The sequence below is a fragment of the Mycobacterium avium subsp. avium genome (assembly GCF_009741445.1).
GTDB classification, from domain to species: Bacteria; Actinomycetota; Actinomycetes; order Mycobacteriales; family Mycobacteriaceae; genus Mycobacterium; species Mycobacterium avium.
The window spans coordinates 4798314-4824048 of record NZ_CP046507.1 but is presented as its reverse complement, the minus strand read 5'-3'; the positions used below and the strand labels follow the sequence as shown (position 1 = coordinate 4824048).

25 protein-coding genes are annotated in these 25735 nt (G+C 69.3%); 13 read left to right on the top strand and 12 right to left on the bottom strand.

All coding sequences use genetic code 11. The annotated features are described in order from the left end of the window. Positions 1 to 62 precede the first annotated feature (62 nt). A complete protein-coding gene (locus tag MAA44156_RS22580; RefSeq protein ID WP_009979814.1) occupies positions 63 to 1358 on the top strand; it encodes an acyl-CoA dehydrogenase family protein in 1296 nt (431 codons plus the stop codon). A 36-nt stretch (positions 1359 to 1394) separates the two neighbouring features. Here MAA44156_RS22580 and MAA44156_RS22575 read toward each other — a convergent pair whose 3' ends face one another. Beyond that, positions 1395 to 1850 (bottom strand): MaoC family dehydratase, encoded by a 456-nt coding sequence (locus MAA44156_RS22575; protein WP_009979815.1) that lies wholly within the window; start codon positions 1848 to 1850, stop codon positions 1395 to 1397. Between the two features lie 114 nt (positions 1851 to 1964). Between MAA44156_RS22575 and MAA44156_RS22570 the strand changes: the two genes are divergently transcribed. After that, on the top strand, positions 1965 to 2801 hold the full coding sequence (locus MAA44156_RS22570; protein WP_009979816.1) for an alpha/beta fold hydrolase: 837 nt from the start codon (positions 1965 to 1967) through the stop codon (positions 2799 to 2801). Positions 2802 to 2882: 81 nt separating this feature from the next. Next, positions 2883 to 3056 carry a hypothetical protein gene (locus tag MAA44156_RS23380; protein ID WP_003874233.1) on the top strand — a complete coding sequence of 58 codons (174 nt, stop codon included), beginning with the start codon at positions 2883 to 2885 and terminating at the stop codon, positions 3054 to 3056. On the opposite strand, the gene MAA44156_RS22565 is transcribed toward MAA44156_RS23380, so the two are convergent. After that, positions 3057 to 3458 (bottom strand): DUF302 domain-containing protein, encoded by a 402-nt coding sequence (locus MAA44156_RS22565; protein ID WP_019733147.1) that lies wholly within the window; start codon positions 3456 to 3458, stop codon positions 3057 to 3059. A gap of 46 nt (positions 3459 to 3504) precedes the next feature. Continuing rightward, on the bottom strand, positions 3505 to 3807 hold the full coding sequence (locus MAA44156_RS22560; protein WP_003879054.1) for a metal-sensitive transcriptional regulator: 303 nt from the start codon (positions 3805 to 3807) through the stop codon (positions 3505 to 3507). Positions 3808 to 3889: 82 nt separating this feature from the next. On the opposite strand from MAA44156_RS22560, the gene MAA44156_RS22555 reads away from it, so the two are divergent. The 5 genes from MAA44156_RS22555 (at position 3890) to ag85C (ending at position 7845) form a co-directional block, all read left to right on the top strand. After that, entirely contained in the window at positions 3890 to 4387 is a 498-nt protein-coding gene (locus MAA44156_RS22555; protein ID WP_003879053.1) for a metallophosphoesterase family protein, read from the top strand. A 57-nt stretch (positions 4388 to 4444) separates the two neighbouring features. Beyond that, a complete protein-coding gene (locus MAA44156_RS22550; RefSeq protein ID WP_003874237.1) occupies positions 4445 to 4906 on the top strand; it encodes a MarR family winged helix-turn-helix transcriptional regulator in 462 nt (153 codons plus the stop codon). Continuing rightward, a complete protein-coding gene (locus tag MAA44156_RS22545) occupies positions 4903 to 5745 on the top strand; it encodes an ATP-binding cassette domain-containing protein (protein ID WP_009979819.1) in 843 nt (280 codons plus the stop codon). The genes MAA44156_RS22550 and MAA44156_RS22545 overlap by 4 nt, the downstream gene beginning before the upstream one ends. Next, positions 5735 to 6553 carry an ABC transporter permease gene (locus MAA44156_RS22540; RefSeq protein WP_009979820.1) on the top strand — a complete coding sequence of 273 codons (819 nt, stop codon included), beginning with the start codon at positions 5735 to 5737 and terminating at the stop codon, positions 6551 to 6553. The genes MAA44156_RS22545 and MAA44156_RS22540 overlap by 11 nt, the downstream gene beginning before the upstream one ends. 233 nt (positions 6554 to 6786) lie before the next feature. Beyond that, positions 6787 to 7845: a diacylglycerol acyltransferase/mycolyltransferase Ag85C gene (ag85C, locus tag MAA44156_RS22535; RefSeq protein ID WP_009979822.1), complete on the top strand. Its 1059-nt coding sequence runs from the start codon at positions 6787 to 6789 to the stop codon at positions 7843 to 7845. 55 nt (positions 7846 to 7900) lie between these two features. Here the strand turns inward: ag85C and MAA44156_RS22530 are convergent, their stop codons facing one another. From MAA44156_RS22530 to MAA44156_RS22515, 4 genes are all read right to left on the bottom strand, one after another. Beyond that, complete coding sequence (locus MAA44156_RS22530) at positions 7901 to 8587, bottom strand: YoaK family protein (protein WP_009979823.1); 687 nt, start codon at positions 8585 to 8587, stop codon at positions 7901 to 7903. 45 nt (positions 8588 to 8632) lie between these two features. Continuing rightward, positions 8633 to 9991 (bottom strand): maltokinase N-terminal cap-like domain-containing protein, encoded by a 1359-nt coding sequence (locus tag MAA44156_RS22525; protein ID WP_009979824.1) that lies wholly within the window; start codon positions 9989 to 9991, stop codon positions 8633 to 8635. 49 nt (positions 9992 to 10040) lie between these two features. Continuing rightward, complete coding sequence (gene treS, locus MAA44156_RS22520) at positions 10041 to 11813, bottom strand: maltose alpha-D-glucosyltransferase (protein WP_003874243.1); 1773 nt, start codon at positions 11811 to 11813, stop codon at positions 10041 to 10043. A 121-nt stretch (positions 11814 to 11934) separates the two neighbouring features. Continuing rightward, positions 11935 to 13017 (bottom strand): S1C family serine protease, encoded by a 1083-nt coding sequence (locus MAA44156_RS22515; protein WP_009979825.1) that lies wholly within the window; start codon positions 13015 to 13017, stop codon positions 11935 to 11937. A gap of 173 nt (positions 13018 to 13190) precedes the next feature. Between MAA44156_RS22515 and MAA44156_RS22510 the strand changes: the two genes are divergently transcribed. Further along, entirely contained in the window at positions 13191 to 13628 is a 438-nt protein-coding gene (locus MAA44156_RS22510) for a TIGR03668 family PPOX class F420-dependent oxidoreductase (RefSeq protein WP_009979826.1), read from the top strand. 145 nt (positions 13629 to 13773) lie between these two features. Beyond that, positions 13774 to 15936, top strand: coding sequence for an elongation factor G-like protein EF-G2 (locus tag MAA44156_RS22505; protein ID WP_023879471.1), 2163 nt, complete (start codon positions 13774 to 13776; stop codon positions 15934 to 15936). A gap of 18 nt (positions 15937 to 15954) precedes the next feature. Here MAA44156_RS22505 and MAA44156_RS22500 read toward each other — a convergent pair whose 3' ends face one another. Then, on the bottom strand, positions 15955 to 17538 hold the full coding sequence (locus MAA44156_RS22500) for a FadD7 family fatty acid--CoA ligase (protein WP_029248656.1): 1584 nt from the start codon (positions 17536 to 17538) through the stop codon (positions 15955 to 15957). Positions 17539 to 17779: 241 nt separating this feature from the next. Here MAA44156_RS22500 and oxc point away from each other — a divergent pair, with 241 nt between their 5' ends. After that, entirely contained in the window at positions 17780 to 19522 is a 1743-nt protein-coding gene (gene oxc, locus MAA44156_RS22495; protein WP_009979829.1) for an oxalyl-CoA decarboxylase, read from the top strand. On the opposite strand, the gene MAA44156_RS22490 is transcribed toward oxc, so the two are convergent. Both MAA44156_RS22490 and MAA44156_RS22485 read right to left on the bottom strand, forming a co-directional pair. Then, positions 19506 to 20438, bottom strand: a complete 933-nt coding sequence (locus tag MAA44156_RS22490; RefSeq protein WP_009979830.1) for a LysR family transcriptional regulator — start codon at positions 20436 to 20438, stop codon at positions 19506 to 19508. The genes oxc and MAA44156_RS22490 overlap by 17 nt on opposite strands. A gap of 57 nt (positions 20439 to 20495) precedes the next feature. After that, positions 20496 to 21248 (bottom strand): cysteine hydrolase family protein, encoded by a 753-nt coding sequence (locus MAA44156_RS22485; RefSeq protein ID WP_023879476.1) that lies wholly within the window; start codon positions 21246 to 21248, stop codon positions 20496 to 20498. A gap of 46 nt (positions 21249 to 21294) precedes the next feature. Here MAA44156_RS22485 and MAA44156_RS22480 point away from each other — a divergent pair, with 46 nt between their 5' ends. Beyond that, positions 21295 to 22053, top strand: a complete 759-nt coding sequence (locus MAA44156_RS22480) for a L,D-transpeptidase (protein ID WP_009979832.1) — start codon at positions 21295 to 21297, stop codon at positions 22051 to 22053. A 111-nt stretch (positions 22054 to 22164) separates the two neighbouring features. Here the strand turns inward: MAA44156_RS22480 and MAA44156_RS22475 are convergent, their stop codons facing one another. Continuing rightward, positions 22165 to 22764: a hypothetical protein gene (locus MAA44156_RS22475; protein ID WP_009979835.1), complete on the bottom strand. Its 600-nt coding sequence runs from the start codon at positions 22762 to 22764 to the stop codon at positions 22165 to 22167. 167 nt (positions 22765 to 22931) lie between these two features. On the opposite strand from MAA44156_RS22475, the gene MAA44156_RS22470 reads away from it, so the two are divergent. After that, positions 22932 to 23876: an NADP-dependent oxidoreductase gene (locus MAA44156_RS22470; RefSeq protein ID WP_009979836.1), complete on the top strand. Its 945-nt coding sequence runs from the start codon at positions 22932 to 22934 to the stop codon at positions 23874 to 23876. Position 23877: 1 nt separating this feature from the next. Here MAA44156_RS22470 and MAA44156_RS22465 read toward each other — a convergent pair whose 3' ends face one another. Beyond that, positions 23878 to 25638: an NRAMP family divalent metal transporter gene (locus MAA44156_RS22465; RefSeq protein ID WP_029248658.1), complete on the bottom strand. Its 1761-nt coding sequence runs from the start codon at positions 25636 to 25638 to the stop codon at positions 23878 to 23880. Between the last annotated feature and the right edge of the window lie 97 nt (positions 25639 to 25735).

The following is a 25735-nucleotide window of genomic DNA, read 5'->3' as shown; positions in this document are numbered from 1 at the left end:
AGGATGGGATGGCTTCATCAACGAGTCCGGCGCGGCGCAGCGCCGGGGATTGGTTGGCCACGGTGTGGGATTTCGAGACGGACCCCGAATACCAGGCAAAGCTGGACTGGGTCGAAAAATTCATGGCCGAAGAGCTCGAACCGCTCGATCTCGTCGCGCTCGACCCCTATGACAAAAAGAACGCCGAAATGATGGCCATCCTGCGGCCCCTCCAGCAACAGGTGAAGGATCAGGGGCTGTGGGCCGCGCACCTGCGCCCTGAGTTGGGTGGCCAGGGCTTCGGTCAGGTCAAACTGGCGCTGCTCAACGAAATCTTGGGCCGCTCCCGCTGGGCTCCGTCGGTGTTCGGCTGTCAGGCACCGGATTCCGGCAACGCCGAGATCCTCGCCCTGTTCGGCACCGAAGAGCAGAAGGCACGCTACCTGCAGCCGCTGCTGGACGGCGAAATCACCTCCTGCTATTCGATGACCGAACCGCAAGGTGGTTCTGACCCAGGACAATTCGTCACCGCCGCAACCCGAGACGGCGACTACTGGGTCATCAATGGCGAGAAGTGGTTCTCCACCAACGCCAAACACGCGTCGTTCTTCATCGTCATGGCGGTCACGAACCCGCAGGCCCGCACCTACGACAAGATGTCGCTGTTCATCGTCCCGGCCGAAACGCCAGGCATCGAGATCGTCCGCAATGTCGGCGTCGGGGCAGAATCGGCAAAGCGGGCCACCCACGGCTACGTCCGCTACCACGACGTCCACGTGCCCGCCGACCACGTGCTGGGTGGTGAGGGGCAGGCGTTCATGATCGCGCAGACCCGCCTCGGCGGCGGCCGGATCCATCACGCCATGCGCACAATCGCGTTGGCCCGCAGCGCCTTTGACATGATGTGTGAGCGCGCGGTGTCGCGCAAGACCCGGCACGGCCGACTGTCCGATTTCCAGATGACCCAGGAGAAGATCGCCGACAGCTGGATCCAGATCGAGCAGTTCCGTCTGCTGGTGCTGCGCACCGCCTGGCTGATCGACAAGCACCACGACTACCAGAAGGTGCGTCGTGACATTGCGGCGGTGAAAGTGGCCATGCCCCAGGTGCTGCATGACGTCGCGCAGCGGGCCATGCACCTGCACGGTGCGCTCGGCGTCTCCGATGAGATGCCGTTCGTCAAGATGCTGGTGGCCGCCGAGTCGCTGGGTATCGCCGACGGCGCCACCGAGTTGCACAAGATGACGGTCGCCCGCCGGACGCTGCGCGAATACGAGCCGGTGACAACGCCTTTCCCGTCGGCGCATATTCCGACACGCCGCGCCGAAGCGCAGGCACGACTCGCCGAGCGGCTCGAGCACGTGGTCGCCGAATTTTAGCGGCCCACCGCAACAAGTCGACGCTCGGCCGCGAATTCAGCCGACGAAACGAACAACGCTTTCAGCCACGCACGCCGGCTTGGCCGATCCGTCGATTTCGACCGTGGTCGAGAAGGTTGCCTGCACGGCGCCGTTACCCACGTCGTCGACGCTGACCAACGAACTCTGGGCGCGCACCCGGGAGCCGACCGGAACCGGGGCGGGGAAACGAACCTTGTTGAGGCCGTAATTGATTGCAAGCTTGATGCCGTTGACGGTGTAGATCTGGTGCTGCAACCGGGGCAGCAGCGCCAAGGTCATGAAACCGTGGGCGATGGTCGTGCCGAAGGGACCCGACGCGGCCCGTTCCGGGTCGACGTGGATCCACTGGTGATCGCCGGTCGCATCGGCGAACAGGTTGACGTCTTCCTGGGTGATGGTGACCCAGTCACTGTGTCCCAGCGTCTCCCCCGCCGCGGCGGCGAGGTCGGCTACTGATTCGAAGGTGCGCATTGGGTGTCTCCTTGGTTTCGGCTGCCAACAATAGCGCCCGGCCACGGTTAGCCCGGACGGTCATGGGTAGTAGCCGGTGAGCCAGCGAACTCCACCGTCGCGGAAGGTCGTTTCATGCCCGATGTGATCGCCCACCATGGACTTCTCAAGGACACCCGGCTGCATGTCGACGACACCGGCGGGCCCGGCAGACCGGTGCTGCTCATGCACCCGTGGCCGCTGTCCGGCCAATCGTGGTCGGCCCAGGTCCCGGTGCTGCACGCCGCCGGCTATCGGGTGGTCACCTACGACCGGCGCGGTTTCGGGCGCAGCGACAAGCCGCTCACCGGGTACAGCTACTCCCAGCTCACGCACGACCTGCACACCCTGATCGAATCCCTCGACCTGCGCGACCTCACCCTGGTGGGCTCCTCGATGGGCGGCGGCGAGGTCGCCCGCTACCTGTCGACCTACGGCCCCGAGCGGGTGCGCAGCGTGGTGTTCGCCTCCTCGGTGACGCCGTACCTGTTGCAGACCACCGACAATCCGGACGGGCCGCTGACCATGAAGGACGCGGCGCGGGCGACGGCGTCGTTCGTCAAGGACCAGGACGCCTTCTACGACCATCAGATGACCGAGTTCTTCTCCGCCAACGGACAATTGCGGGTGAGCCCGGCGACCCGCGCCGAGGCGCTCAGGTTATGCAAGCAGGCCGGCAAGGAGGCGTCGCTGGCCTGCATGGCTGCCTGGGCCAACACCGACTTCCGTCCCGACCTGACCCGGGTGTCGGTGCCGGCGCTGATCATCCACGGCGAGGGCGACGAATCCGTGCCGCTCGCCGGGTCGGCGCAGCGCACCCACCGGGCGATACCGGGCAGCCGGCTGTGCGTGATCGCCGACGGGCCGCACGGTTGCCACATCAGCCACGCGCAAGAGTTCAACGCGACACTGCTGGACTTTCTGGCCGCCTAGGTGCCTGGGTGCGCGGCGCCGTTTCGGACGAGCCGTCGCGGGAATCCCACCCGCAACGCTGACCGCAGGAAAGGAAGGCGCATGCCAGACCACAAGGGCCACCGGGCCGAGGAAGACGTCGAACCCGAAAAGCACCAGGCTCGCTCCCGCGCGGGCAAGGGCAAAGACGACGGCTCCTACGTCGGTGCGGCGGGCTCGGACGACTCGTTCGACGCCGGTGAAACCGGCGCCGAAGCCCGCAGCGAACGCGGCTGATCAGCCGGCGAGCGCGCTGATCGCCGCTTGCAGCTTGGCGGTGGCTTGGTCGGCGACCTCCTGCAAGGCCCCCGCCTCGCCGGTCACCTTGACCATGAGTTGCGGGTCCATCGCCTCGACCAGCACCGCATCCCCCTCGGCGGGATCGGACCGCACCACCACATTGCACGGCAGCAACTGACCGATCTGGCGATCGATGCCCAGCGCGCGGTGCGCCAGCGCCGGGTTGCAGGCGCCCAGGATCAGGTAGTCCTCCATGTCCGCGCCGAGCTTTTGTTTCAGCGTGGCTTTCACGTCGATGGTGGTCAGTACGCCAAAACCCTGATCCGCCAGTGCTTTTGTGGTCCGGTCCACCGCGTCCGGGAACGAGGTGTGCAGCGTGGTGCTCAATTTCGATGTCACCTGTGACTCCTCCTGTTTGCGACCACTCGTCGTTCCGGCCCCGCGGTCAGGCCAGGCTCAGGAACAGTTTTTCCAGCTCATCGATCGACAGGGGCGGTTGCTGCTCGGTCCGCGTGATGCAGTCGCGCAATCCCGAGGCGATGATCTTGAAGCCCGCCCGGTCCAGCGCCTTCGACACCGCGGCCAGCTGGGTGACCACGTCCTTGCAGCTGCGGCCCTGCTCGATCATCGCGATGACGCCACCCAGCTGACCGTGCGCCCGGCGCAGCCGGGTCAGGACGACGTCGATGTCGCCGGGGTCGTGCCGGGCGGCATCGGCTTTGCGGGTGCGGCCGCTGTCGATTGCCATATATCCATATATACCATACCCCGTATGGTATATGCCCGCGGCGCTGCTTCCGGCGCCCGCGCCCCGCACGCACAATGGCGGCGTGAGGCTGCTGCTGATCGCCGACACGCACATCCCGGGCCGGGCTCGCGACCTGCCCGCGCAGGTGTGGGACGAAGTGGCCGGGGCCGACGTCGTGATCCACGCCGGCGACTGGACGGCACCGGAGTTCTTCGACGAGCTCGACGGCCGGGCCGCCCGGCTGGTGGCCTGCTGGGGCAACAACGACGGCCCGGCGCTTCGGGCGCGGCTGCCCGAGCGGGCCGACGTCACCCTGGCGGGCGTGCGGTTCACCGTCGTGCACGAGACCGGCGCCGCCGCGGGCCGGGAGGCGCGGATGTCGCGGCGGTACCCGGACAGCCAGGTGCTGGTGTTCGGGCACAGCCACATCCCCTGGGACACCACCACCCGAACCGGCCTGCGGCTGCTCAATCCGGGCTCGCCGACGGATCGCCGCCGCCAGCCGTTCTGCACCTACCTGACCGCGTGCGCCGCCGACGGCGCCGTGAGCGACGTGGTGCTGCACCGCCTCACCAAGTGACCGTGTCCCTGGTGGCGGCCCGTTCAGACCTATAAATAGCTCGGTTACAGAGGTATTATGGGCGGGGTGAAAGCACGCACGGACGTAACCTCCGAGCTGTTCGGCGTGGTCGGCCGGTTTCGCCGCCAACTGCGCAGGTCGGCCGGTCGCGCGTTCGATCCGGCCCGGCTCTCGGAGTCCCAGTCGGAATTGCTGTGGCTGGTCGGGCGGCGGCCCGGGATCTCGGTCAGCGCCGCGGCCGCCGAGCTCGGCCTGGTGCCCAACACCGCCTCGACCCTGGTCACCAAGCTGGTGTCGGGCGGATTCCTGCTGCGCGCCGCCGCGGACACCGACCGCCGGGTGTGCCAGCTGCGGCTCACCGAGTCCGCGCAGCAGATCGTCGACGAGTCCCGGGCCGCCCGGCGGGCATTGCTGTCCGAGGTGGTCGACGAACTCGACGACGACCAAATCGAGGCTTTGACAAGAGGATTGGAGGTCCTCGATATGATGACCCAAAAACTGCGGGAGCGGCGACCATGACCGGGCCGCTGCCGATGGCGATCGACGCCAAGCACCTGACCTACCGCTACGGCCAGTTCACCGCCGTCGACGACGTGACGTTGCAGGTGCGGCCCGGCGAAACGATGGGCCTGCTGGGGCCCAACGGCGCCGGAAAGACGACCATGGTCCGGATGCTGACCACGCTGGCCCCGGTGCAGCAAGGCGAGCTGCACATCTTCGGACTGGATGCGCGCCGCCGAACCACCGATATCCGCGCCAATATCGGCTATGTGCCGCAACAGCTTTCGGTCGAGCCCGCGCTCACCGGCCGGCAGAACGTGGCGTGGTTCGCCCGCTTGTACGGTGTGCCGCGCGCCGAGCGCGCCGAGCGGGTCGATCAGGCGCTGGCCGCGATGGACCTGCTCGACGTAGCCGACCGGCTGGCGTCGGCCTACTCCGGCGGCATGATCCGTCGTCTCGAGGTCGCCCAGGCGCTGGTCAACCGGCCGTCGCTGCTGGTGCTGGACGAACCGACCGTCGGGCTGGACCCGATCGCGCGCGACGGCGTCTGGGAGCACGTGCAGAAGATGCAGGCCCGGTTCGGCATGACCGTGCTGCTGACCACCCACTACATGGAGGAAGCCGACGCGCTGTGCGATCGAGTGGCGCTGATGCACCGCGGCGCGCTGCGCGCGGTCGGCGCACCCGACGAGCTGAAGGCCCGGATATCGCGGGTGTCGCCGCACGCCACGCTCGAGGACGTGTTCCGCCACTACGCGGCCTCCGACCTGGGCGGCGACGACGCGGCGCACCCGCGGCCATCGGGGTCCATCCGGCAGGTCCGCTCCAGCAGGAAGGTGGCTCGCCGTGTCGGTTGACAACGCCGCGGCCGCCACGCTGGTCCGCGCGCCGCGCGGATGGCAGCGGGTGGGCGCGCTGTCCAGTCGGGTCGGGGCGTTCGCGATCGTCGAGATGCAGAAGTTGCAGCACGACCGGACCGAACTGGTCACCCGGATGGTGCAACCGGCCCTGTGGCTGCTGATCTTCGGCACCACGTTCAGCCACCTGCACATGATCGACACCGGACCCGTGTCGTATCTGGCCTTCCTGGCACCGGGCATCATCGCCCAGTCGGCGCTGTTCATCTCCATTTTCTATGGGATACAGATCATTTGGGATCGCGACGCCGGCGTGCTGGCCAAACTCATGGTGACCCCGGCCCCGGCGTCGGCGCTGGTCACCGGCAAGGCCTTCGCGGCCGGCGTGCGCTCGGTGGCCCAGGTCGTCGGGGTGCTGGCGTTGGCCTACCTGATGCGAATCAGCTTGACCGTCAATCCATTACGGATCCTGGCGGCGATGGGCATCGTCATGCTGGGTGCCGCGTTCTTCGCCTGCCTGTCGATGACGCTGGCCGGTTTGGTGCGCAACCGCGATCGGCTGATGGGCATCGGGCAAGCGATCACGATGCCGTTGTTCTTCGCCTCCAACGCGCTGTACCCGGTCGAGCTGATGCCGACCTGGTTGCACGTGCTGAGCAAGATCAACCCGCTCAGCTACGAGGTCAACGCGCTGCGGGCGCTGCTGATCGGCACGCCGTTCAACCCGGTCGACATCGCGGTGCTGGCGGCGGCGGCGGTGACCGGAATCCTCACGGCCTCAACACTTCTGCGCCGCCTGGTCGCCTAGGCCTGCTGGCCCCGCTAGCGCATGCGCCGTCGCGGCGCAAGATCGCCGCACGGTTCCGAGAGTCGATCGTGACCCGACCGTGACGATTCCCGGCCGAGGCACAATCGTTAGCCAACCGCGATCTGTCGCTGCGGCCGCGACGAGCCGATTCGACCCGCCCGCTGTGTTTCACTCCCGGAGAACAGATTCCACCGCATGGTGCGGCAGATGAAAGTTGGGATGGGTAGAGAGCTATGTCGTTCATCGAAAAGGTGCGAAAGTTGCGTGGCGCGGCGGCTACCATGCCCCGCCGGCTGGCGATCGCGGCCGTGGGGGCCTCCCTGCTGTCCGGCGTCGCCGTCGCCGCGGGTGGCTCCCCCGTCGCGGGAGCCTTCTCCAAGCCGGGGCTTCCGGTGGAATACCTCGAGGTGCCGTCGCCGTCGATGGGCCGCAACATCAAGGTCCAATTCCAGGGCGGCGGGCCGCACGCGGTCTACCTGCTGGACGGCCTGCGCGCGCAGGACGACTACAACGGTTGGGACATCAACACCCCGGCGTTCGAGGAGTTCTACCAGTCCGGTCTTTCGGTGATCATGCCGGTCGGCGGCCAGTCCAGCTTCTACAGCAACTGGTATCAGCCGTCGTCGGGCAACGGGCAGAACTACACCTACAAGTGGGAGACGTTCCTGACCCAGGAGATGCCGCTGTGGATGCAGTCCAACAAGCAGGTCTCCCCGGCCGGCAACGCCGCGGTGGGGCTGTCCATGTCGGGTGGCTCCGCGCTGATCCTGGCCGCCTACTATCCGCAGCAATTCCCTTACGCCGCTTCGCTTTCCGGCTTCCTCAACCCGTCCGAGGGCTGGTGGCCCACGCTGATCGGCCTGGCCATGAACGACTCGGGCGGCTACAACGCCAACAGCATGTGGGGCCCGTCCACCGACCCGGCGTGGAAGCGCAATGACCCGATGGTCCAGATTCCGCGGCTGGTGGCCAACAACACCCGCATCTGGGTGTACTGCGGTAACGGCACCCCCAGCGATCTGGGCGGTGACAACGTGCCGGCCAAGTTCCTGGAGGGGTTGACGCTGCGCACCAACGAGCAGTTCCAGAACAACTACGCGGCCGCCGGCGGACGCAACGGGGTGTTCAACTTCCCGGCCAACGGCACCCACTCGTGGCCGTACTGGAACCAGCAGTTGATGGCGATGAAGCCGGACATGCAGCAGGTGCTGCTTTCCGGCAACACCACCGCGGCGCCGGCCCAACCGGCCCAACCGGCCCAGCCGGCGCAACCGGCCCAGCCCGCCACCTGACCCCGGCCAGCAGCGGCAGTAGCGCACCGGTCAGCGCTACTGCCGCTGCTTTGTCTCACGCCTCGTCGAGCAGCGCCCGGCGATCGGAATGGAAATAGGTGTAGCCGGTGGTCAACGCGCACATCACGGTGGCCGCCACCAACATCGACGTGCCGTTGACGAACAGACTGATGAAGCCGCCGACGGTGGCCCCCACCACGAAGCTGGCGAACAGCAGAAAATAGCCCAGCCAGTCCGCCGCCGTCCCACCGGCGATGTGGCGTTCGATGCCCTGCCCCATCTTGACCAGGGTTCCGGTCACGTAGCTCAGCGGAACCGACACCTCGCCGTCCTTGACGAACGACGTGTTCAACGCGCCGATGCCGAACGTCACCAACATGATCGGCGCGAAGTCGAGCAGGTTCTCCTCCCAGCCCTCGTCGATGACGTCCACCAGGGTGGCCGCCACCAGGCTGAACGTCGTCAGCACGGTGGGGCCGTGCGGGTGGTCCACCCAGAAATGCCGTCGGCACACCGAGGCGATCACCACGCCGGCGACGAAGCACACGATCAGCACCCCCGCCGTCACCGACAACACCACGTCGCCGCGGAAGTAGCCGAGCATCGCGCGCTGGGCGTTGCCGGTCATGAAGGTCACGAAGTAGCCGGCGGAGTGCGTGAAGGCGGTGGCTCCCAGCACCCCGGCCAGCACCGCCAGCACCCACGACAACCTGGTTTCGCTGTTGTTGATCTCACTCGGCACACGCACATGCTTCCAGACGGTGCCGGCGCGCGCAGGGCGCGCGGGTCAGGCCGCGGTCAACCGGGCGATGGAGCGCAGCGGGATCGGCAGCCAGCCGGGCCGGTGCCGCGCCTCGTACCCGGCCTCGTAGACCGCCTTGTCCAATTCGTAGGCGGCCAGCAGCGGCGCCGAATCGCGCGGGTCGATGCCGGAGGCGGCCGCATAGCCGTCACAGAACGCGGTGCGGTTGCGCTCCACCCATTCCCGGGCCCGGGCCGCCAGCTGCTTGTCCGTGTTTTGCGAGCCCTGCTCCACCAGCGGCCCGTAGGCGGCGTACTCGAACGACCGCAGCACGCCGGCCACGTCGCGCAGCGGTGAGTCGGGCGCGCGGCGTTCCTCGAGCGGCTGGCCCGGTTCGCCCTCGAAGTCGATGAGCAGCCAGCTCTCCGGGGTGCGCAGCACCTGGCCCAGGTGCAGGTCGCCGTGCACCCGCTGCACGGTGATGGTCTCGGTGGCCAGCTTGGCGAACCGCTCCTCGATGGTGGCCGCGTACTCGGTCAGCTCGGGCACCAGGGCCGCGGTCGAGGAGAGCCGCGCCAGCACGTTGTCCACCGGGAACGCGGCTTGCGAGGTGCCCAGCGTCTCGGCCAGGGTGGCGTGCACGGACGCCACCGCCTCGCCCAGGCGGTAGGACTCACCGGCGAAGTCGCCGCCGACCTCGTGCGCATACAGATCGCCCTCGGCGAACAGGTCGCGAACGCTGGCGGTGGCCATCGCCCAGCCCTCCGCGGCGTTGGCGGCGAACTCGGTCACCATGCCCAGCGGCCAGGCCGTCTCGGGGGTGCCGTCCGCACCCGCCATCTCGTAGGTGCCCAACAGCCGGGCGACGTGCGGGTTGCCGGCGCGGCCGAGCACCCGGTTCAGCTCGATGTCGGGGTTGATACCGCTGCTGACCCGGCGGAACACCTTGAAGATGGCGTCGCGGTCGAAGATCACGCTGGTGTTGGACTGCTCGGCGTCCGACACGTGCGCCATCGCCTCGAGCGGCAGCTGGGCGTCGGGCTCCTTGGCGAATCTCACCTCGGCCCCGGACGCGCGGCGCACCGCCGACGAGTCGATCAGGGAGAGCAAAAACTGCGGCGCCTCGTCGTCGTACAACGCGTCGAAGCCGGTCCGGTCGTCGGCGGCGCCGATGGTGGCCACGGTGCTGTACTCGGAGACCGGTGCGGCATCCCAGCGCACCAGGACCTGGTAGCGGTCCCGTGAGCCGTCGGCGTAGTCGGCGTCGACCAGCACCAGGTCCAGATCGTCGCGCAACCCGACGATCACGCTCGGTTCGGCGCCGGTCAGCCGGCGGTTGCGGCCGGCGTACCAACGTTGCTGCGGAAGCCAATCGGACCACGGCAGCTTGGCGGGTTCGGTCATCTGCGCCGCTCCTTCTCATACCTAACGCTGTGTACCGTCGCGGCGCGAGTCATGTGTCCTCCTCGCATGCGGTCAGCTGGAACCAATAGAAACCGTGCCCCGGCAGGGTCAGCAGGTAGGGCAGGTGCCCGATGCGGGGGAACTCCACGTGCCCGGTCAGCTCGACCGGGATGCACCCGCTCCAGTGCTGCAGATTCAGCTCGATCGGCTGCGGGAACCGCGACAGGTTGTTGACGCACAGCACGGTGTCCCCGTCGTTGGACACCTGCCGCACGAACGCCAGCACCGACGGGTTGGACCCGCCGAGCTCCTCGAACGTGCCGATCGCGAAGGCCTCGTGCCGGCGCCGCACGGCCAGCATGGTGCGGGTGAAGTTGAGCAGCGACGTCGAGGTGTCGCGCTGCGCCTCCACGTTGACCGCCTGGTAGCCGTACACCGGGTCCTGGCTGGGTGGCAGATACAGCCGGCCGGGGTTGGCCTTGGAGAAGCCGGCGTTGCGGTCCGGCGTCCACTGCATCGGCGTGCGCACCCCGTCGCGATCCCCCAGCCAGATCACGTCGCCCATGCCGATCTCGTCGCCGTAGTAGAGCACCGGCGAGCCGGGCAGGGACAGCAGCAGGGCGGTGAACAGCTCGATCTGGTTGCGGTCGTTGTCCAGCAGCGGCGCCAGCCGGCGGCGGATGCCGACGTTGGCCTTCATCCGCGGATCCTTGGCGTACTCGGCGTACATGTAGTCGCGCTCTTCGTCGGTGACCATCTCCAGCGTCAACTCGTCGTGGTTGCGCAGGAAGATCCCCCACTGCGCCATCTCGGGGATCTGCGGCGTCTGGGCCAGGATCTCCGAGATCGGGAATCGCGACTCGCGGCGCACGGCCATGAAGATGCGCGGCATCAGCGGGAAGTGGAACGCCATGTGGCATTCGTCGCCGCCGGTGCTGGGGTCGCCGAAATACTCGACCACGTCGGCCGGCCACTGGTTGGCCTCGGCCAGCAACACCCGGCCCGGGAACTCGTCGTCGACGACCTTGCGGACCCGCTTGAGGAAGGCGTGCGTCTCCGGCAGGTTCTCGCAGTTGGTGCCCTCCCGCTCGAACAGGTAGGGCACCGCGTCCAGCCGGAACCCGTCGATTCCCAGCCCGAGCCAGAACCGGATCACGTCGATCATGGCTTCCTGCACGGCCGGGTTGTCGTAGTTCAGGTCGGGCTGGTGGGAGAAGAACCGGTGCCAGTAGAACTGGCGGCGCACCGGGTCGAACGTCCAGTTGGACTCCTCGGTGTCGACGAAGATGATGCGGGCGTCGGCGTAGCGGTCGCTGGTGTCGCTCCACACGTAGAAGTCGCCGTACGGTCCGTCGGGGTCGTGCCGGGACTCCTGGAACCAGGGGTGCGACTCCGATGTGTGATTCATCACCAGGTCGGTGATCACCCGGATGCCCCGCTCGTGGGCGGCGTTGAGCAGCGCCACGAAATCCTCGACCGTGCCGAACTCCGGCAGCACCTTGTAGAAATCCCGGATGTCGTAACCGCCGTCGCGCAGCGGCGAGTCGTAGAACGGGGGCAGCCAGATGCAGTCGATGCCCAGCCACTGCAGGTAGTCCAGCTGCGCCAGCAGACCGCGCAGGTCGCCGGCGCCGTCGGCGTTGGCGTCGAAGAACGCGCGGACCAGCACCTCGTAGAACACGGCGTGCTTGAACCACGTCGGGTCGGTGGGCAGCGCGGCGGCGTTGTCGAAGTCCTCGGCCTCGGGGTGCTCGACGACACCGTCCTGGACGTGACTGCCTTCCTCGGGATGGTGTTCGACAGCTTCTCTTGCGTCGTTCATCGAATCCACGATGCCACGGGTACCCTGAGTGCGAGTTTCGGAACCCCCCTCGCCCGGCCGCGACGAATCACGCCCGGTGCCAAGCGAATTGGCCACCGACCCGCTCTCACCGGCGCGGATGTCAGGCCGGCGGCCCCTCCGCCAGGGTGATGTTCGCGGTGCGCTCGCCGCCGTCGACGGACCGGAAGTGCACCGCGATGGTGTCACCGGGATGGTGCGGGACGAGCACCTCGGTCATCGACGTCGCCCCGTTGATCGGGACGGTGTCGACGCCGGTGATGACGTCGCCGGGCGCGATGCCCGCGGCCGCGGCCGGGCCGGTGTTGACCACCCGCTGCACCCGCGCGCCGTTGCCGTTGTTGTCCGTCACGCCCAGCCCGAGGAATGCGGTGGGCCCGATGTGCACGGTGTTGGAGCCGGCGCCGGAGCGGATCTGGTTGGCGACGGCCATGGCGCGGCCGATCGGGATGGCGAAGCCCTGCCCGCCGGACATCTTGTAGCTGTCGGTGGCGGCGGTGTCCACGCCGATCACCTGCCCGGCGCTGTTCACCATCGGGCCACCGGAGTCGCCCGGCTTGATCGGCGCGTCGGCCTGGATCAGGCCGCCGAGGTTCTCCTGCGCGCCGGTCAGCGTGTCGGTCGCCGAGACGCTCTGGTTGAGCGCGACGACCTTGCCGGCCACCGCGTTGGGGGTGCCGCCCTGGCCGCCGACGTTGCCGAGCGCGACGATGGGCTCGCCCACCGTGGCCTCGCCGCCGATGGTGGCGGTGGGCAGGCCGGTCGCGCCGCGCAGCTGCAGCACGGCGATGTCCTGGGTGCGGTCATAGCCGACCACGTCGACGGCGTAGGTCTGCCCGTTGCCGACGTCGAACGCGCTGATTTCGGTGGCGCCCGAGATGACGTGGTTGTTGGTGAGCACCACGCCGTTCGGGTCGATCACGATGCCGGTACCGGCGCCCACCGCGTTGTTGTAGCCGAACTTGGTGTCGATGTTGACCACTTGCGGCCCCACCTGACCGACCATGGCCGACGGGTCGATCGGCGCCAGGGGGCGATCGGCGAACCGGTCCAGCGCCAGGCCCGACGGTGCCGCGGACGCCGGCGCCAGCCCCACGCCGGACCCCAGACCGAGGCCCAGCCCGACCACGGTCAGCACACCGACCAACCATGACCACCAGACCGAGCGGTGGTGCGATTTGCTCATCCCGTCACCCTCCTGCGTCGCGGTAAACACCAAACTGTCCCGGCCTGAGGATCCTGGCGGCACAATTTTGTGTATATAACCGTAATGCAGGTAGCTATGCACGGCATGTGCCAGGTTCTCAGCCGGCTCATAGGCTTACCGCCGTTTGCTGCCGCGCGCCCTACCCTGATCTGGTGGGCGAATTCGACGCCAGGGCGAGGTTCGGCCGGGCCTCGGTAGCCCGGTTGGCCAGCGTCTCCCCGGGCGGGCAGCCCCACCTGGTGCCGGTCGTCTTCGCCCTCGCGCAAGGCCCCGACGCGGACCATGACGCCGACCCGGACGTGGTGTACACGGCCGTCGACGCCAAACCCAAGACCACGCGGCGGCTGCGGCGGCTGGCCAACATCGACGCCAACCCGCAGGTGAGCCTGCTGGCCGACCACTACGCCGACGATTGGACCCGGCTGTGGTGGGTGCGCGCCGACGGTCTGGCCACCATCCACCGCGACGGGGCGGCCCTGGAGACCGGCTACCGGCTGCTGCGCGCGAAATACCCTCAGTACCAATCGGTTCCGTTGGACGGTCCGGTGATCGCGATCGCGGTGCGGCGGTGGTCCGGCTGGGCGCCCTGAGGCGCCGGCGCCGCGCGGGCGGATCGGCCCGAAAACGCTGATCCGGCCCGACGGTCTTGTGGTCGACGGAAGTTCGGTGAAGGGTAGCTAGAAAGGTGCTAGCCGGGCCGGCAACGGTGCGCCCCGGGCGACCTGGAGGAAAGTCATGGCGGACAAGACAACTACTTCCCAAGGCGCGGGAAACGCTCCTACCGCCAAGAGTCCGGGCGAGATTCGCAACGTCGTGCTGGTGGGACCGTCGGGCGGCGGCAAAACCACTCTGGTCGAAGCGCTGCTGGTCGCCGCCGGGGTGTTGAACCGCCCCGGCTCGGTCGCCGACGGCAGCACGGTCTGCGACTACGACGAGGCCGAGATCCGCCAGCAACGGTCGGTGGGGGTCGCCGTGGCGTCCCTGTCGCACGACGGCGTCAAGGTCAACCTGGTCGACACACCCGGATACGCCGACTTCGTCGGCGAGCTGCGCGCCGGGCTGCGGGCCGCCGACTGCGCGCTGTTCGTGATCGCGGCCAACGAGGGTGTCGACGAGCCCACCAAACTGTTGTGGCAGGAATGCAACCAGGTGGGCATGCCCCGCGCGGTGCTGATCACCAAGCTCGACCACGCCCGCGCCAACTACGCCGAGGCGCTGGCCGCCGCGCAGAACGCGTTCGGCGACAAGGTTTTACCGCTGTACCTGCCCACCGGTCTGCCGGCCTGCACCGGCCTGATCGGCCTGTTGTCGCAGCGGCGCTACGCCTACGCCGACGGCAAACGCGCTGTGCGGCCGCCGGATCCCGCCGACGCCGCGCAGATCGAGGCCGCTCGCGGCACCCTGATCGAGGGGATCATCGAGGAGTCCGAGGACGAGTCGCTGATGGAGCGGTACCTGGGTGGGGAGTCCATCGACGAAACGGTGCTCATCGCCGACCTGGAGCGGGCCGTCGCCCGCGGGTCGTTCTTCCCGGTGATCCCGGTCTGCAGCAGCACCGGCGTCGGCACGTGCGAGCTGCTGGAGGTCGCCACCCGCGGCTTCCCGTCGCCGATGGAACACCCGCTGCCGGAGGTCTTCACCCAGGTCGGCGCGCCGCGCGCCGGGCTGGCCTGCGACCCCGACGGCCCGTTGCTCGCCGAGGTGGTGAAGACGACGTCGGACCCCTACGTGGGCAGGGTCAGCCTGGTCCGGGTGTTCTCCGGGACCATCAGGCCCGACGCGACGGTTCACGTGTCAGGCCATTTTGCGTCGTTCTTCGGCACCGGCAACGGGAACGGCCATGCCCACCCCGATCACGACGAGGACGAGCGCATCGGGGTGCTGTCCTTCCCGCTGGGCAAGCAGCAACGCCCGGCCTCGGCCGTGGTGGCCGGTGACATCTGCGCGATCGGCAAGCTGAGCCGGGCCGAAACCGGCGACACGCTGTCGGACAAGTCCGAGCCGCTGGTGCTCAAGCCCTGGACCATGCCCGAGCCGCTGCTGCCGGTCGCGATCGCCGCGCACGCCAAGACCGACGAGGACAAGCTGTCGGTGGGGCTGGGCCGGCTGGCCGCCGAGGATCCGACGCTGCGGATCGAGCAGAACCAGGAGACCCACCAGATCGTGCTGTGGTGCATGGGCGAATCGCACGCCGGTGTCGTGCTGGACGCGCTGGCCAACCGGTACGGCGTCACGGTGGACACCGTGGAGCTGCGGATCCCGCTGCGAGAGACGTTCGCGGGCAAGGCCAAAGGGCACGGCCGGCACGTCAAACAGTCCGGCGGCCACGGCCAGTACGCGGTGTGCGACATCGAGGTGGAGCCGCTGCCGGAAGGCTCCGGGTTCGAGTTCGTCGACAAGGTGGTCGGCGGGGCGGTGCCGCGGCAGTTCATTCCGAGCGTGGAGAAGGGGGTGCGCGCCCAGATGGAAAAGGGTGTGCACGCGGGTTACCCGGTGGTCGACATTCGCGTCACCCTGCTCGACGGCAAGGCGCACAGCGTCGACTCGTCGGACTTCGCGTTCCAGATGGCGGGCGCGCTGGCGCTGCGGGAGGCGGCCGCGGCCACCAAGGTGGTGTTGCTCGAGCCCATCGACGAGATTTCGGTGCTGGTGCCCGACGATTTCGTCGGTGCGGTGATGGGCGATCTGTCCGGCCGGCGCGGCCGCGTGCTCGGCACCGACACCGCCGGTCACGAGCGCACCGTGGTCAAGGCCGAGGTGCCGCAGGTGGAGCTGACCCGCTACGCCATCGACCTGCGGTCGCTGGCGCACGGCGCGGCCTCGTTCACCCGGTCGTTCGCCCGCTACGAGCCGATGCCGGAATCCGCGGCCGCCCGAGTGGCCACCGCCGCGGTCTGACCCGAATCACACTGCCGGTCAAGCGCTTTCGCCGAATTGTTCGGCCACCGCGCGGCGGTCCAGCGAGCCCTTCGCGGTGTGCGGCAGCTCGGCGGCCCGCCGGAACTCGGCCGGCACCTCGAAGGGCGCCAGCCGTTCCCGGCAGAACGACGCCAGCTCGTCGGCCGTCGGCGCCGCCGAGCCGCGGGTGACGATCACCGCGGCCACCGTTTCGCCGTACAGCTGGTCCGGCCGGCCGAACACGGCCGCCTCCAGCACGTCGGGGTGGCCGGCCAGCACACCCTCGACCCGTTCCGGCGAGATCTTCTCCCCGCCCCGGTTGATCAGTTCCTTGATCCGGCCGCGGATGACCAGGTCGCCGGCGGCCGACAGGGTGCCCAGGTCGCCGGTGTGCAGCCACCCGTCGGTGAAGTTGGCGGCGGTGATCGCCGGATCGCCGAGGTAGCCGCGCACCACGGTGGCGCCGCGCAGCCAGACCTCGCCGACGGTGTCGGCGGGCAGCGGTTGCCCGTCCGGCCCGGCGATCCGGATGTCCGGGCCGGTCGACCGGCCGACGAGACCCGGTGTGGCGCCGGGGTTTTCGCTGTGCACGGCGCCGTCGATGGCGGTGGTGGACACCTGGTGGGTGGCCTCGGTCATCCCGAAGGCGCACACCACGGGCGCACCGAAGGTGTCCTGCAGCGCCTGCGCGGTCTCGGCCGTCAGCGGCGCGCTGCAGCTGCGGATGAACCGCAGCGCGTGGGTGCCGCGCGGCGCTTCGGTGCGGGCACGCTCCAGCAGGATCTGATGGATGGTCGGGACGGCCGTGTACCAGGTGGCGCCGACGGCGGAGATGTCGTCCCAGAAGGTGTGCGCCGAGAACTTTCCGCGCGCGGGCAACAACACCGCTCCCCCGGATGCCAGGGTGGCCAGCAGCGCGGCCAGCAGACCGTGCCCGTGGTAGAGCGGCATCACCGCCACCGTCGCATCCCGCGGCCCCAGCCCGTATCCGGCGACAATAGACCGGATCGAGGCGGCGATGTTGTGCCGGGTCCAGGGCACCATTTTCGGTGCCCCGGTGGTTCCCCCGGTGAACATGATCATGGCGTCGTCGTCGCGCAGGCCCTGCGGCGCGGTCACGTCGTGTGTGGGCGCCGCGGTGACGGTCAGGTCGACCGTCGGGGCGCCGTCGTCGGGCCCGACCGTGACGGTGACCGGCCAGCAGGGGGCGCTCTCGGGTGCCGTCTGGCCCTCGCCGAGCCGGTCGACGAGCACCGCCCGAGCGCCCACCGACCGGCTGCGGGACAGCTGGTCGGCGGCGGGCAGGGCCGGATCCAGCGGCGCCACAACGAGATCCGCCCGCGACGCGGCCAGCAGCGCGACCACGAATTCGGGGTTGCTGCCGGCGCGCAGCCCGACCCGGTCGCCCGGCCCCAAACCGGCGGCCCGCAGCCGGGCGGCCAGGTCATCGACGAGCCGGACCAGATCCGCATAGGCGATCGGGGTGCGCCCGGAGGCGACCAGCAGCGCCGGCGCCCGCGGCGCCCGCTGCGCGGCCGCCTCGACCAGGTCGGCCAGCCGCGGTCCGGCGGCCGTCGCGCTCGGTGTCGCCTCGGACGTCATCGCCACATCCTTTCCCGTTGTGCCGTCGCTGCCACCATGCCGGGCGCCGTTGCGCTGCGTCCAATACCGATCCGCTCACGATCGATAAGCTCCAATTATCGACCCCGGCCGTCCCGGCGCTGACCTGCCGCGATAAACGTCGTGAATGGCCGGATAGCGCGTTCGACTTGGACACCTGACGGTCGGCGGGGTCATTGTGATGGCTGGGCAGTATCCACACCCGCACGGCAGGAGTCGCCACATGTCCGCAACCTCGGCATCCGCCGGCCCGGCGCCGGAATCCGCACGGCTGATCGACGGCTTCCATCTGGTGGTGCAGGCGCTGCGGGCCAACGATGTCGCGACCATCTACGGCATCGTCGGCATTCCGATCACCGACCTGGCCCGCGTCGCGCAGGCGTCGGGCATCCGCTACCTCGGCTTTCGGCAGGAGGCCTCGGCCGGCAACGCGGCGGCAGCCGCGGGATTCCTCACCCGTCGTCCCGGCGTGTGCCTGACCACGTCGGGACCCGGCTTCCTCAACGCCCTGCCCGCGCTGGCGAACGCCACGACGAACTGCTTCCCGATGATCCAGATCTCCGGCTCGAGCGATCGGGCGCTGGTCGATCTGCGCCGCGGCGATTACCAGGACCTCGACCAGCTGGACGCCGCAAGGCCTTTCGCGAAGGCGGCGTACCGGATCAACCGCGTCGACGACATCGGCCGCGGCGTCGCGCGCGCCGTGCGGACGGCGGTCTCCGGCCGCCCCGGCGGTGTCTTCCTGGACATCCCCGGCGACGTCCTGGGCCAGGCCATGGACGCTTCGGCCGCCGCCGGCACGCTGTGGCGGGTCGTCGACCCCGCCCCCCGCCAGCTGCCCGCGCCCGAGGCGCTCGATCGCGCGCTGGACGTGCTCACCAACGCCCGGCGGCCGTTGATCGTGCTGGGCAAGGGCGCGGCATACGCCCAGGCCGACAACGAGATTCGGCGATTCGTCGAGTGCACCGGGATTCCGTTCCTGCCGATGTCGATGGCCAAGGGGCTGATACCGGACGCGCACCCACAGTCCGTCGCGGCCGCGCGCTCGCTGGCCATCGGGCGCGCCGACGCGGTGCTGTTGGTCGGCGCCCGGCTGAATTGGCTTCTGGGACACGGGGAATCGCCGCAATGGTCGGCCGGCGTCAAGTTCGTCCAGGTCGACATCGAGCCGTCGGAGTTCGACAGCAACCAGCAGATCGCCGCGCCGCTGGCCGGCGACATCGGCTCGGTGATGTCCGCGCTGTGCGACGCGCTGGCCGCCCGGCCGATCACCGTACCGGCGCGGTGGACCGAGGAACTGGCCGAGCGCCGGGCCCACAACGACGCCAAGATGCGCGAGCGCCTCGCCGAGGACCCGCACCCGATGCGGTTCTACAACGCCCTGGGCGCGATTCGCGCTGTGCTGCAAGACAACCGCGACGTCTACGTGGTCAACGAGGGGGCCAACGCGCTCGACCTGGCCCGCAACGTCGTCGACATGGAACTGCCTCGGCACCGGCTCGACACCGGAACCTGGGGCGTGATGGGCATCGGCATGGGCTTCGCCATCGGCGCCGCGGTCGAGACCGGTCGGCCGGTGGTCGCGATCGAGGGCGACAGCGCGTTCGGCTTCAGCGGGATGGAGATCGAGACCATCTGCCGCTACCGCCTGCCGGTGACCGTCGTCATCCTCAACAACGGCGGTGTCTACCGCGGCGACGAGGCCCCGCACGGGGATGACCCGGCGCCCACCGTGCTCAGCGCCCGGGCCCGCCACGAGCTGATCGCGGAGGCGTTCGGCGGCAAGGGATATCACGTCAGCACGGCGGCCGAACTGCGGGCGGCGCTGACGGAGGCGATCGGCTCCGGCGGGCCGTCGCTGATCGACTGCGAGCTCGATCCGACCGCCGGGATGGAAAGCGGCCACCTGGCCAACCGGAACCCGGCCAGCGCGGCGTCGCCGGCCGCGGTCAGCGCCGGCGCGTGACGCCCAGCAGCTGCGCGTCGAAGAAGTCGTTCAGCTGCAGCCGGCCGGCGGACGCGGCCAGCGCCCGCGCGATCGGCGAGCCGGGGCCGTGCGACTTGATGGCCAGCACCACGTCGGCGGTGAGCACCGGATCGACCAACTCCACCGCCCGGATGCCGGGGCCCAGCGGCGATGCCCACAGCCAGGTGTGCGGCACGATGGACGCCCAACTACCCGCCGACGCCTGCGCGAACAGCGAAGCCACGGAGTCGGTTTCGACCTGCGGGTGCAGCGTGATGCCGTGGTCGGCGAACGCCCGGTCGATGATCTGGCGGTCCCGCATGTCCGGGGTGAGCAGGGCCAGCGGCAACTGGGCGGCCTGCACCCAGGTCATGGTGGCGGCGCCGGATGCAAGCAGGTCCGCCGGTGCCAGCAACACATAACGCTCGCGGTAGACCGGCACCAGGTTCACGTCGGGGATGTCGTCGGGCGCGGTATGGGCGATGGCAGCGTCGAGTTCGAACTCGCGCAACCGCCGGTACAGCTCGCCGGCCGAGAGCCGGGACAGGATCTGCACCTTCACCAACGGGTGCGCGGAGCAGAACGCGGACAGCAGCAGGGACGCGGTGGTGGACGCGGTCGGCACGGTGCCCAGCCGAAGCGTCCCGGTGACCCCCGACCGAACGGCGTCGACCTCGGCCTTGAACGCGTCGTGCTCGGCGAGAATCCGCCTGGCCCACACCACCAATCGCTCACCCTCGGGGGTGAGGCCCTCGAAACTGTGGCCACGATTGATCAGCGTGACGTTCAGCTCCTTTTCCAGCTTGGCGATCGCGGCGGACAGCGCCGGCTGGGACACGAAGCACTTCTCGGCGGCCCGGGCGAAGTGCCGCTCGGAGGCCACCGCCACGAAGTACTCCAGCTGACGGAACAGCACCCGCACTCCTGTCGTGGTCGGGCTCGGCCTTGCGATCTCGCCGAGGCTAACCCGCGGCTACCCGCCGAGCCAATCCAGCGTCTGCGCGGTGTCGCGCACCGCCACCCCGATGGCCCGGCATTCCTGGGCGCCGCGGTCGTACAAACCCGAGATGGCGTCGGTCACCAGCACGATGCGAAAGTCGCGTTCGGACGCCTCGTAGATCGACGTGCGGGGACAGTTGGGGAAATTGCAGCCCGCGAAAACCAATGTGTCCGTGCCGCTTTCGCGCAGATGCTGCTCGAGCTTGGTGCCGTAGAAGGCTCCCCAGCGCGGCTTGTACATCACGTGCTCGGCCGGCCCGATCTGCTGGAAGCCACCGGAGAGCAGCAATTGGTGGTCCAGCTCAACGGCTTTCGGCAACAGCTCGGGCGTGATCTGTGAGCCGGGGCTGCCCGGCTCCGCCACGCGGGCGCCGTCCTCGATAAAGCGGCGCCGCACCGGGTCGGCGTTCGACCCGTCGGCCCGGTACAGGCGCACCACGTGCACGATCGGCAGCTCGCGGCGCCGGAAGGCGCGGGCCAGCTCGGCCATTGCGCCGAGCGCCGCACTCGTTCCCTCGACTCGCATCGGGGCGTCGTCGGCGTAGAAATCGCGTTGCACGTCGATCAGCACCAGCGCCGCCGAGTCCGCGCAGGGACGCGTGTAGTGATCCTCACCAGCCATGCCCACTCCTCGCCGCGATTGCACCCAACCGGTGATCGGAACGCGACCGCGCCGACCGAACCGAACTGTCATTGTTTGCTGAAACCGGTGGTCGGCGGACAACAAGTAGAATATCGGTGTGTTGATCGCACCATCTCGAAGGGTGGACGCTATGCGTCGAGCGGGTCGTTATCTATTTGTTATGGTCGCGATCACGGTCATGGCCCTGGTAGCGCCGGTCGGCCGCGGCGGCGCTTCGGTGCCGTTGCCCCAGCCAGTCCCCGGCATCGCCTCGATTTTGCCCGCCAACGGGGCCGTGGTGGGTGTGGCCCACCCGATCGTCGTGACGTTCACCGCACCGGCGGCCGACCGGGCCGCCGTCGAGCGGTCGATTCACGTGGTGTCGCCGGCCGGTGTCCGCGGGCATTTCGAGTGGGCCGACGACAACACGGTCGTCCGGTTCGTCCCGAACCGGTATTGGCCCGCGCACGGCCACGTTTCGGTCGGCGTGCAGGCGCTGACCACCGGTTTCGACACCGGCGACGCGCTGCTGGGCGTTGCCAGCATCTCCAAACACACCTTCACCGTGAGCCGCAACGGCGAGGTGCTGCGCACCATGCCGGCGTCGATGGGCAAACCCAGCCGGCCCACCCCGATCGGTAACTTCACCGCGCTGGAAAAGCAGCGTTCGGTGGTGATGGACTCGCGCACCATCGGCATCCCGCTCAGCTCGCCGGAGGGCTACAAGATCACCGCCCAGTACGCGGTTCGGGTCACCTGGAGCGGGGTGTACGTGCATTCGGCGCCGTGGTCGGTCGACTCGCAGGGCTACGCGAACGTCAGCCATGGATGCATCAACCTGAGCCCCGATAACGCCGCGTGGTACTTCAACGAGGTCAACGTCGGCGACCCCATCCAGGTCGTGGCCTGACCGGCGACCGGCCATCGTCAGATGGCAACGGCCGCCGCCGGTTTCGGCTCCGCCGACTCGCAGCATCCGTTGCCGTCACCGAAACACATTGGCCCCGGCGGTCTTTCGCGGCTAGCCGGGCAGCCCGGTCCTGATCGCGGCGTCCTGCTTGCGGGCGATGTCGACCGCGACGGCCGGGTCGATCGGGTCGTTGGGCGCGCTGTCGAATTCCAGGGTGACCAGGGCCCTGCCCTCGGTGAACAACAGCACCGTCATCGCCTGGGTGTTGTCCGAGGAGCCGCCCGAAATCGTTGTCCCGTTGGCGCCGACGGCAACCGGGCGCCAGTCGCCGTTCACCTTGCCGGCGTAACTGCTCTTGGTGGCGGCCAGTTCGGCGGTGGCGGCCGGGGCGTCGGCGGCGATCACGATGGTGTCCCACAGCCGCCGGCTGCTGTCGGCGTTGGCGAAAAGCTGCGCGGCCCCTGGGGCGTTGTTGGGGTTGAGCATCGGTGACTGGGGAGCGCTCAGACCTCCGCCGACGTCGCTCGGCTTGATCAGCAGGTAGCCGTAGTCGCTGGGTTGTCCCGGCGGCGGGCCGGTGACGGCGCCCGAACTGCTCGACGGCGTGGGCGAACCGGAGCCCGGCGACGAGCCCTTGCCGCCGCCTCCGCAACCGGCGGCCGCGATGACGACCGCAGCGCAGCCGGCGATGCCGATCCGAGCGGCCTGCACGCAGCTTCCTTCCCCCAACGAGGTTCACCACCGCCCCGGCGCCGCCGGCGAAACGCCGGTGGGCATCGGGCAGCTGTTATGAACATATGCCCAATTCTCGGCCGGTGGGTAGTGCCGCCGCGCGCCTATGCTGGCGGGGGCGGGCATCCGACGGGGAGGGGAACGGCATGACGGCTGCAGCGGCGCGCGCGGTTCGGTTCGACCGGTACGGCGGACGCGAGGTGTTGTATGTCGCCGACATCGAGATGCCCGCGCCCGGGCCGGGCGAGGTGGTCGTCGAGGTGCGCGCCGCCGGGATCAATCCCGGGGAGGCCGCCATCCGGGTCGGGGCGTTGCACGAGAGGTTCCCGGCCACCTTCCCCTCCGGTGAGGGCAGCGACCTGGCCGGCGTGGTCACGGAGGTGGGGCCGGGGGTGACCGAATTCGCGGTCGGCGACGAGGTTTTGGGGTTCAGTCTGCGCCGGTCCAGCCATGCCACCCACACCGCCGTCCCGGTGGGGCAGTTGATCCGCAAGCCGCCCGAACTGAGTTGGGAAGTGGCGGGTTCGCTGTATGTGGTGGGTGTGACGGCCTACGCCGCGGTGCGTGCGGTGGCGCCGCAACCGGGTGAGACGGTCGCGGTGTCGGCGGCCGCGGGCGGGGTGGGCAGCCTGGTGACGCAGCTGCTGGTGCTGCGCAAGGCGCGGGTGCTCGGCATCGCCGGCCCGGGCAATGCGGACTGGCTGCGCGCGCACGGTGTCGTCCCGATCGCCTACGGGGACGGTCTGGCCGATCGGCTGCGCGAGGCGGCGCCGGACGGAATCGACGCGTTCATCGACCTTTTCGGCCCGCAGTACGTGCAGCTCGCCGTGGACCTCGGTGTGCCACCGGAGCGGATCGACACGATCATCTCCTTCGAGAAGGCCGCGGAAGTGGGCGCCAAGACCGAAGGCAGCGCCGAGGCGTCGACCCCGGAAGTGCTGGCCGAGATGGCCGATCTGATCGTCTCCGGCGCCCTCGAGTTCGACATCGCCGCGACCTATCCGCTGGATCGGGTCGCCGACGCGTTCGCCGAACTCGAGCAGCGGCACACCCACGGGAAAATCGTTCTGCTGCCCACTGATTCACAGTGATTCACAGTGAGGCGGCCGGGCCGACCACGCCGGCCTGCACGAGCTTGATGATGACGAACACCACGGCCACCACCAGGTAGCCCCGCAGGGTGAACAGCCCCGCCCGGCGCATCGGCGACATCGCCGGCCGGTCGAGCAGGGCCAGGCTGGGGGTTTGCCAGTTCTCCCGGTCCTGCCGGCGCACGGCCCGCCGCTCGGCGCGGGTCAGCGACGACGCGTCGTCGAGCTCATCGACCTGCTCGGGATCCAGGCCGCCGCCCAGCGTACGCACGATGGCCTCGGCCTCGGCGAGGTCGCGCTGGCGCCGGCCCACGACGATCATCACCGCACCGGCGACGACGCCGAGCACGGCACCGGCCGCCAGCCCGGCTTCGATGGTGCCGGTGGACAGATCGGGGAAGAACGTTGTCGCCGTCAGCGCCAGCGACAACAGCACCAGGCACCACACGATGGTCCACGCGGCGATGTTCTGCCGCACCGTGTTCACCCACGGCCCCAGCACCGCCCGGTCGTTGCACAGCAACACCAGGAAGACGGTCGCCGAGGGCAGCAGCACGCCGGCCAGCGCCTGCACGCCCTGGGTCACCAGGCCCAGGATGTGGTCCGGGCTGAAGGAGACCGCGGCCGACGCCGCGAGCAGCACCGCGTAGCCGCCGTAGAACAGCGGCGCCTCGGTGATCTTCCAGTGCAACGAGTGCCGCTTGCCCATGGCGTCACCGACCGCGTAGGAGGTCGCCAGTCCGACGGCGTTGGCGCCGATCAGCGAGGCGTCCAGCAGGATGATCGCGAACAACACCCCGACCGTGCGGCCCAGGTGCGCCGACAGCCCGGCGGCCACCGCCCCGGCGTCGGTGAAGTGGCCGGCAGCGGCGGTCCCGGCCAATCCGAACGCCGTCACCGCCATCAGCGCCGTCGCCCCGACCATGACCACCACGATCCCGATCACCAAATCGGCTCGCCCGTAAGGGATCCAGCGCGCGGTGATGCGCTTGTCCACCACGTTGGACTGCTGGAAGAACAGCTGCCACGGCGCGACGGTGGTGCCCACGATCGCGACCACCAGCAGCAGCACGGTCGAGTTGAGCCCGCCCGGGAACTGCGGGATCAACCCGGCCACAGTCGTTTTCGGGGCCGGATGCACCAACAGGACCATCGGGAAGATCAGCACGTTCACCGCGATCAGCAGGAACATCAACCGCTCCCAGCGGCGGAACGAGCCGCCGGCCACGACGGCGAACAGCAGCGCCGCGGCGGCCGGGACGGCGACGATCTTCGGGCAACCCAGGAAGCCGAGAGCCAGTGCCACACCGATGAATTCGGTGACGATCGTCAGCGCGTTGAGGATCAGCAGATCACCGACGCTGAAGGCGCCCCAGAACCTGCCGAACCGCTCGAAGATCAACCGCGCGTGCCCCACCCGGGCGACCGCGCCCAGCCGCAGCACCATTTCCTGGTTCACGTAGAGCACCGGGATCAGCAAGACCAGCGTCCACAGCAGGCCCATCCCGTAGTTCTGGCCGGCCTGCGCGTAGGTCGCGACCCCGCCGGCGTCGTTGTCGCCGACCATCACGATCAGTCCGGGACCGGTGATGACCGCCAACGTCCGCAGCTGGCGCCAGCGCCCGCCCGCGGCCCCGTCGGCGCCGCGCCGGATGCGGCCGAACGCGCCGACGATGTCGCCGACGTGGGCGGCGTCGGACACCGCCGAACTCTGCACGGCAGCGCCCGGGGTGCGCCGGCCGCGGGTGTGCATCGAAGTCATCGGAAGCCTCGCTCTCTCGGACGTGTCCTCACTCGGCGTGAGGCGGACGCGGGTACGGCATGCCGCGCGCCCGCGGCGACGGACCGGCGCTAGCGCC

Bases quoted from the DNA above. Each gene is read 5' to 3' on its own strand.
- MAA44156_RS22575 (WP_009979815.1), bottom strand. From the start codon at position 1,850: ATGCGCACCTTCGAATCAGTAGCCGACCTCGCCGCCGCGGCGGGGGAG.
- MAA44156_RS22570 (WP_009979816.1), top strand. From the start codon at position 1,965: ATGCCCGATGTGATCGCCCACCATGGACTTCTCAAGGACACCCGGCTG.
- MAA44156_RS23380 (WP_003874233.1), top strand. From the start codon at position 2,883: ATGCCAGACCACAAGGGCCACCGGGCCGAGGAAGACGTCGAACCCGAA.
- MAA44156_RS22560 (WP_003879054.1), bottom strand. From the start codon at position 3,807: ATGGCAATCGACAGCGGCCGCACCCGCAAAGCCGATGCCGCCCGGCAC.
- MAA44156_RS22550 (WP_003874237.1), top strand. From the start codon at position 4,445: ATGGGCGGGGTGAAAGCACGCACGGACGTAACCTCCGAGCTGTTCGGC.
- MAA44156_RS22545 (WP_009979819.1), top strand. From the start codon at position 4,903: ATGACCGGGCCGCTGCCGATGGCGATCGACGCCAAGCACCTGACCTAC.
- ag85C (WP_009979822.1), top strand. From the start codon at position 6,787: ATGTCGTTCATCGAAAAGGTGCGAAAGTTGCGTGGCGCGGCGGCTACC.
- MAA44156_RS22525 (WP_009979824.1), bottom strand. From the start codon at position 9,991: ATGACCGAACCCGCCAAGCTGCCGTGGTCCGATTGGCTTCCGCAGCAA.
- treS (WP_003874243.1), bottom strand. From the start codon at position 11,813: ATGAACGACGCAAGAGAAGCTGTCGAACACCATCCCGAGGAAGGCAGT.
- MAA44156_RS22515 (WP_009979825.1), bottom strand. From the start codon at position 13,017: ATGAGCAAATCGCACCACCGCTCGGTCTGGTGGTCATGGTTGGTCGGT.
- MAA44156_RS22505 (WP_023879471.1), top strand. From the start codon at position 13,774: ATGGCGGACAAGACAACTACTTCCCAAGGCGCGGGAAACGCTCCTACC.
- MAA44156_RS22500 (WP_029248656.1), bottom strand. From the start codon at position 17,538: ATGACGTCCGAGGCGACACCGAGCGCGACGGCCGCCGGACCGCGGCTG.
- oxc (WP_009979829.1), top strand. From the start codon at position 17,780: ATGTCCGCAACCTCGGCATCCGCCGGCCCGGCGCCGGAATCCGCACGG.
- MAA44156_RS22480 (WP_009979832.1), top strand. From the start codon at position 21,295: ATGCGTCGAGCGGGTCGTTATCTATTTGTTATGGTCGCGATCACGGTC.
- MAA44156_RS22470 (WP_009979836.1), top strand. From the start codon at position 22,932: ATGACGGCTGCAGCGGCGCGCGCGGTTCGGTTCGACCGGTACGGCGGA.
- MAA44156_RS22465 (WP_029248658.1), bottom strand. From the start codon at position 25,638: ATGACTTCGATGCACACCCGCGGCCGGCGCACCCCGGGCGCTGCCGTG.